This is a genomic window from Streptomyces sp. NPDC028308 (genome assembly GCF_055565855.1).
The window spans coordinates 447,540-453,864 of record NZ_JBVHTO010000010.1 but is presented as its reverse complement, the minus strand read 5'-3'; the positions used below and the strand labels follow the sequence as shown (position 1 = coordinate 453,864).

General features: G+C 72.9%; 7 protein-coding genes. 6 read left to right on the top strand and 1 reads right to left on the bottom strand.

The annotated features are described in order from the left end of the window. The 6 genes from ACZ4VA_RS25085 to ACZ4VA_RS25060 all read left to right on the top strand — a co-directional run. Positions 1–372 (top strand): acyl-CoA carboxylase biotin carboxyl carrier protein subunit (locus ACZ4VA_RS25085; protein WP_468082544.1); only part of this gene is annotated, 372 nt, incomplete at its 5' end. 62 nt (positions 373–434) lie between these two features. Then, positions 435–962 carry a DUF2867 domain-containing protein gene (locus ACZ4VA_RS25080; RefSeq protein WP_356174571.1) on the top strand — a complete coding sequence of 176 codons (528 nt, stop codon included), beginning with the start codon at positions 435–437 and terminating at the stop codon, positions 960–962. Between the two features lie 351 nt (positions 963–1,313). After that, on the top strand, positions 1,314–1,976 hold the full coding sequence (locus tag ACZ4VA_RS25075) for a helix-turn-helix transcriptional regulator (RefSeq protein ID WP_389390895.1): 663 nt from the start codon (positions 1,314–1,316) through the stop codon (positions 1,974–1,976). Positions 1,977–2,330: 354 nt separating this feature from the next. Beyond that, entirely contained in the window at positions 2,331–3,275 is a 945-nt protein-coding gene (locus ACZ4VA_RS25070; RefSeq protein ID WP_468082543.1) for a recombinase family protein, read from the top strand. Positions 3,276–3,351: 76 nt separating this feature from the next. After that, positions 3,352–4,272 carry a 3-hydroxyacyl-ACP dehydratase FabZ family protein gene (locus ACZ4VA_RS25065; protein WP_356244350.1) on the top strand — a complete coding sequence of 307 codons (921 nt, stop codon included), beginning with the start codon at positions 3,352–3,354 and terminating at the stop codon, positions 4,270–4,272. Positions 4,273–4,354: 82 nt separating this feature from the next. Next, positions 4,355–4,867 (top strand): DUF2867 domain-containing protein, encoded by a 513-nt coding sequence (locus ACZ4VA_RS25060; protein WP_468082542.1) that lies wholly within the window; start codon positions 4,355–4,357, stop codon positions 4,865–4,867. 7 nt (positions 4,868–4,874) lie between these two features. Here the strand turns inward: ACZ4VA_RS25060 and ACZ4VA_RS25055 are convergent, their stop codons facing one another. Then, positions 4,875–6,302, bottom strand: a complete 1,428-nt coding sequence (locus tag ACZ4VA_RS25055) for an NAD(P)/FAD-dependent oxidoreductase (protein ID WP_468082541.1) — start codon at positions 6,300–6,302, stop codon at positions 4,875–4,877. Positions 6,303–6,325 lie beyond the last annotated feature (23 nt).

Genomic DNA, 6,325 nt, shown 5'->3' with positions numbered 1-6,325 from the left:
GAGAGCGGCCGCGAGACCGTCATCGTCGAGGTCGGCGGCAAACGCCTGGAAGTGTCCCTGCCCTCCAGCCTGGGCATGTCCCTGGCCCGCACCGGTCTCGCCGCCGGCGCCAAACCCAAGCGCCGCGCCGCCAAGAAGTCCGGCCCCGCCGCCTCCGGCGACACCCTCGCCTCCCCCATGCAGGGCACCATCGTCAAGATCGCCGTCGAGGAAGGCCAGGAAGTCAAGGAAGGCGACCTCATCGTCGTCCTCGAAGCGATGAAGATGGAACAACCCCTCAACGCCCACAAGTCCGGCACCATCAAGGGCCTCACCGCCGAAGTCGGCGCCTCCCTCACCTCCGGCGCCCCCATCTGCGAGATCAAGGACTGAGCGGACCGGACCGGGAGCGGCCCCCACCCGAAGTCACGACGCCCCAGGGAACGGAACACGAGATGCAGCGGGTCGCGGTACGCAGGAACGTCGAGCCGGTCGTGGCGGCGGCGCACGCCAGTCTGGGCCGCTACGACCACGTCGACACGGTGGCCGTCGACGTCGAACCGGGCGTCACCGCGGTCGACTTCACCCGGCGGATGCTGGGTTCGCCCCCGCGCTGGGTGCGGACCCTGCTCGTGGTGCGGGACGCGGCGGTGGCGCCCTTCGGCCTGAAACAGCGGGAGAGGGGCGCGCCCGCGGCCGTCGCCGCCGGTGCCAAGATCGGCCCGATGCGGCTGCTGAGCGTCTCGGACGAGGAAGTCCTCGCGGGCGACAACGACAAGCATCTGAGTTTCCGCTGCTCCTTCGCCGTACGGCAGGGACCGCGCGGTCCCGAGGCCGTGTGCACGACCGTCGTCCGCTTTCACCGCAGGGCGGGCCGCCTCTACTTCCGGGCGATCGAGCCCTTTCACCACGCCGTCGTCGCCGGACTCGTCAGACGCGGGGCGCGGGGCGGCGAGCCGGGCGAAACCCCGGCCGGGGGCTGACGGGTTCTTCTCGACATTCTGTCGACGAAATAAGGTTCAATTCTCACCTAACTGCTGTTCGTTGACGCTGAGAGTTGCTATAGGTAGACTCCCGAAAGAGAATTCTGGAAGCTTTTGACCAGCTTTTTCGGGGGATGATCCCGCACCGAGAGAAAAATCGTGCGGGGTCGTAACGGGGGATGTATGTCCAATGGGGAAACACTAGCGAATTCAGGTCTGTTCGACAGTGCGGGGGTAGAGTTCTCGCACATTTCAAGCGACGCCGAGCAGGCGCTCCTGGAGATCCGTGACCGTATCGAATCGATCGTCTCGCGGGGACAGCGTCCGTCCCCGGACAGCAGGTCGCTGCTGGTGACGGCCGAGAGCGCCCGGGCGGCGCTCGGAGCGTTGCAGCGCCTGCTCGGCGAGGCGAAGCACAGCGTGAACGTCCTGGTGCCGTCGGACCGTTCGGCGGCCCGGCTGCGTATACACGTGCTGTCGCAACTGGCAGGCGAGGTGCCGGACGGGGTGCGCGTACGCGTGCTGGACTCGCAGGCGACGGCGGACCGCGGACGGCTCGCCGAACTCCAGCGGCGCCGGCCGGGCATCGAGGTCAGACTCGGCGACGCCGCGCTCACCGGCGCGATCGTCATCGACGCGGAGAACGTGCTCACCCGCTCGGAGGGCACGGGCAACGAGGGCCCGCGGCACATCGCGCTGGTCCGGGCGCCCGCCGTCGTGGACGCGCTCAACGCGCTGTTCACCGACGCCTGGGAGCGCGGGGTGCCGCTCGCCGAGGAACAGCTGCGCCGGCAGGTCCCGCAGGACATCCTGCGCTGTCTGTGCGAGGGGTACACCGACGACGCCGCGGCCCGGGCGCTGTCGATCTCCGTGCGCACCTACCGCAGGCACGTGGCCGAGATCATGCGGGTACTGGGCGCCGGCTCCCGTTTCCAGGCGGGGGTCCGCGCGGCCGAGATGGGGCTGCTCAGAGGGGACCGCGGGGCGGACGGGGGCCGCGCCGGGCACGGCTGAGGGCTCAGCAAGCTGCCACTTCCGGCCGGCCCCGCCGGGAACCACGGGGCCCGGCCGTCAGCAACCGGCCAGGCCGTTGTCCCGCTCCGGGACCCGGGCATAGCTTGAGAGCAGTTCGAGCGGCGCTCGCGAGGCGGGACTCTCCCGCACGCGGCCCGCTGGGGGACCACGGCCATTCACCCGGGCCGGGCCCGGCCGCGACGAGGCGGCCCCGGCCCGGCCGTGCCGAGACGGCACTCACTCATCCGCGCGGAACGACCGCACGCGGCGCTCCCTTTTCCGGGGTGCCGCCGTGCGGCGGCGCGGGCATGCCGTCGCGAGTGAACGGCCGGCAAGAATCAACGGGGAAGCTTGATGAAATCGCATATACCGGCCCGCCCCTGCGCGGATATCCGGGGAGAAAATCCGTCCCATTCGATTTCCGCGCCGACGAACTCGTATCCGCTGCGGAAACTGTCCCGCGGGCGTGGACGCCCGCCCTACGGATTCCGTACGGCCGTCGTCCTCGACGGCACCGGACAACGGCAGCTACTCGTCCCGGACGAGCACACGGCACCGGTCGTGCGCCGCATTTTCCACGAGTGCCTCGACGGCCGGAGCCTGCAGAGCATCGCCGAGGGCCTGAACACCGACGGCGTCCCGAGCCCCGGCCCGGCGGCCGCGAGTGCGACCCGCCCGGCGTCCGGCTGGTCCAAGAGCACGGTGCGGGCCATCCTCCTCAACCCCCGCTACGCGGGCCGGAATGCGCCCGAGGGCCTCGCCGACGACGCCGCCGGGGGGCGGCAGTTGATCGCGTCCGACGTCTTCGAGCAGGTCCACGCCGTGTTCGCCAAGCGCAGGAAGCGCACCGGGGAGTGCGACGTCGAGCCGCCGAAGCCGTACGCGCTGCGCGGGCTGCTGCGCTGCGGACGCTGCAACCGGCTGATGCAGGGCACCTGGAACAACGGCGAGCCCTACTACCGCTGCCGGGTCCCCGCCTCCGAGGACGCCGAGTGCGCGGACCACCCCCGCAACGTCTATCTGCGCGAGCAGGACGCCATGGGCCCGCTGCTCGCCTGGCTGCGCGGGCTGGCCGCACCGCAGGGACTGCGCCGACTGCTGGTCGCGGGCGGCGGCCACCACGCCGTGGCGGCGGCCCGGCACCAGCTGCGCTCCCTGGGCACGGACGGCCGGCCGGGGGCCTCCGCGCTCCAGGCGCTGGGCGTCCGGCTCAGTTACTCCGACTCCGACCGGCTGCTGGACGTCAAGGCGGTGCTCGGGCCCGAGGGGCTCGTCGTCCGCACCCGGATCGCCCTGTAGCGGCCCGCGGACCCCGCGGAACGCGGACCGGCCCCAGGACCCCCTGGACTTCGAGGACCCGAGGAAGAGGAACCGAGTGCACTCCATCGAGCTGATGCCCAGGTCGTCCGTCGTGAGACGGGACGGCGACGGCATCGAGATGACGTTCCCCGCGGACCCGGCGGCGCCGGTCTTCGCGGGCCACTACCCGGGCTTCCCGCTCCTGCCCGGTGTGTTCGCCCTGGACGCCGTGCACCACGCGGTGCTCCGGCACGCCCGGGACACCGGCGGCGGGACGCCGGTACTCGCGGGCATCAGGTCCGTGCGGTTCCTGTCCCCCGTGCTGCCCGGCGACACCCTGACCGTCGAGGCCGCCGTCGCCGCCGCGGACGGGGTGCGGGACGTGCGGGCCGTCTGCCGGACCGCGCGCGGCAAGAGCGCGACGCTGCGGCTGCGGTACCGCGACGCCGGGCGGCCGGACCCGGCCCCCGCACCCCGGGCACCGGCGGCGGGCGCCGACACCGCCCCGGGCGCCTCCCACGGGGTGGCCGTGCTGAAGCGGCTCATCCCGCACCGCTATCCCGCGCTGCTCGTGGACCGGGTCCTCGCCGTCGAGCCCGGCCGGCGCGTCGTCACGCGGAAGGCGGTGACGTGCAACGAGCCCTGGTACCGGGACCTTCCCGACGAGACGGCCGACTCCGGGTACGGGTATCCGGCGGCGCTGCTCATCGAGTCGTGGTGCCAGAGCGCGGCCCTGCTCGCCGCCTGGGACCGGGCCCCGGAGGAACTGGCCGGGCAGGTAGCCCTGTTCGGCGGCATGTCCGGCATCGAGGTCGTGGGCGAGGTCCTGCCCGGCGACGTGCTGCGCCACGAGGTGACGATCAGCCGGGCGCTCGCCGGGACGTGGATCTTCGAGGGCGCCACCTCGACCGCCGACGGCAGACCCGTCCTCACGGTCGACAGCGTGATGACCGCGCTGCGCCCCAGCGAGGTCCTCGGGGCGCCCGCGCACACCTGACGCCGGCCCGACGGCATGGGGAGGACCATGGCGACCGTGCCCGGGAGCCGGCCGGGACCGTACTGGAGAAGGGGGCGGCGACATGGCCGCTGGGAACGTACGCAGGCACGCCACGCCCGTGCTCGACGCGGCCCGGGAGAGCCTCGGCGGCTGCGACCACGTGGACGCGGTGGCCGTGGACCTGCCGCCCGGCACCACCGCGGTCGACTTCACCCGCGCCGTCTTCCTGGGCACCCCGGAGTGGGTGCACCGGCTGATCGGGGTGCGCGACCGGGTGATGGCGCCCTTCGGCCTCCAGCGGCAGCGGCGCGTCGCCCCCGAGCACATCCGGATCGAACCGGGCCTGAAGATGGGGCCGTTCCGGCTGCTGACGGTCGGCGACGACGAGGTCCTGTGCGGGGACGACGACAAGCACCTGGACTTCCGGACGTCGTTCGCGGTCCGCCCGGCCGCCTCCGGCACCGGCACGGAGGGCGTCTGCACCACGGCCGTACGCTTCCACCGCCCCGCCGGACGCCTGTACTTCACGGCGATCCAGCCGCTGCACCACGTGATCGTCCCCCGCGTCGTCGGCGGTGCCTGCGACGCGGGGTGAGGGCCCGTCAGTGGCGGCCGGCCACCCGGTCCGCCAGCCGCGCCAGCCGCGAGGACCGCGCGGCGTGCGTGACCAGCTCACGCCGGTCCGCGGTGCGGTAGGTCGCGTACATGCCGTGGACGCCGACGAAACGGAAGGGCTCCGGCTCCCACTTGCGCACCCGGTGGCCCACCCACGGCAGGGCGGTCAGGTCGGTGGGGCCCGCCTGGCCGGAGTCGTACTGGACGAGGTCGCGCAGCGTGCGGGCGGCGAGGTTGGCGGTCGCGACGCCCGAACCGACGTAACCGCCCGCCCAGCCGAGGCCGGTGGAGCGGTCCAGGGTGACCGTGGCGCACCAGTCGCGCGGGACGCCGAGGACACCGGACCAGGCGTGCTCCACCCGCACTCCCGCCAGCGACGGGAAGAGACGCACGAGGATCTCGCGCAGCGCCTCCACGGTCGCTGGCTGCGTACGGCCGTCGTTGTCGGTGCGCGAGCCGAAGCGGTACGGCACCCCGCGCCCGCCGAGCGCGATGCGTCCGTCGGCGGTGCGCTGGGCGTACATGTAGGCGTGCGCCATGTCGCCGAGCGTCTCGCGGCCCTCCCAGCCGACGGACTCCCACTGGGCGGCGGTCAGCGGCTCCGTCGCGATCATCGACGAGTTCATGGGCAGCCAGGTCCGGCGCTGGCCCTTCAGGGAGGCGGTGAAGCCCTCCGTGCAGCGCAGGACGTAGGGCGCGCGGACCGTGCCGTACGGGGTCACCGCGTGCTTGGGGCGGATCTCGGTCACGGGCGTCTGCTCGTGGATGGTGACGCCGAGCGCCTCGACGGCCGCGGCCAGCCCCTTGACCAGCTTCACCGGGTGCAGCCGGGCGCCGTGCGGGGTCCAGGCGGAGCCGACCGCGTCCGCGACCCGGATCCGCTCGGCGGTCTCGCGGGCGCCGTACAGCTCGCGGTCCTTCTCGCCGTAGGACAGCTCGGTGGCGTGGAAGTCCTTCAGCCGGGCCAACTGAGCGGGTGTGTACGCCACTTCGAGGACGCCGCCCTGGTGGATGTCGGCCTCGACGCCCTCCTCCGCGGCGACCCTGACGACCTCGCCGACGGTCTCGTTCATCGCCTGCTGAAGCCGTACGGCCGCGTCGTGGCCGTGCAGTTTCGCGTACCGGTCGCGGCCCGCGATGCCGTTGTAGAGCCAGCCGCCGTTGCGCCCCGAGGCCCCGTAGCCGCAGAACTTCTGTTCCAGGACGGTGATGCGCAGGAAGGGGGCCGCCTTCTTCAGGTAGTACGCGGTCCACAGCCCCGTGTACCCGCCGCCGACGATGACGACGTCGGCCGACGCGTCCCCGGGCAGGGGCTCGCGCGGGCCGGGGAGACCGTCCTGCGCGTACCAGAACGAGATGCCGCCGTTCACCGTGGCGGCCGTGCTTCCTGCGCTGCTCGCGGGCTTGCTGCTCATGGCCCGGACGCTAACCCCTGCGG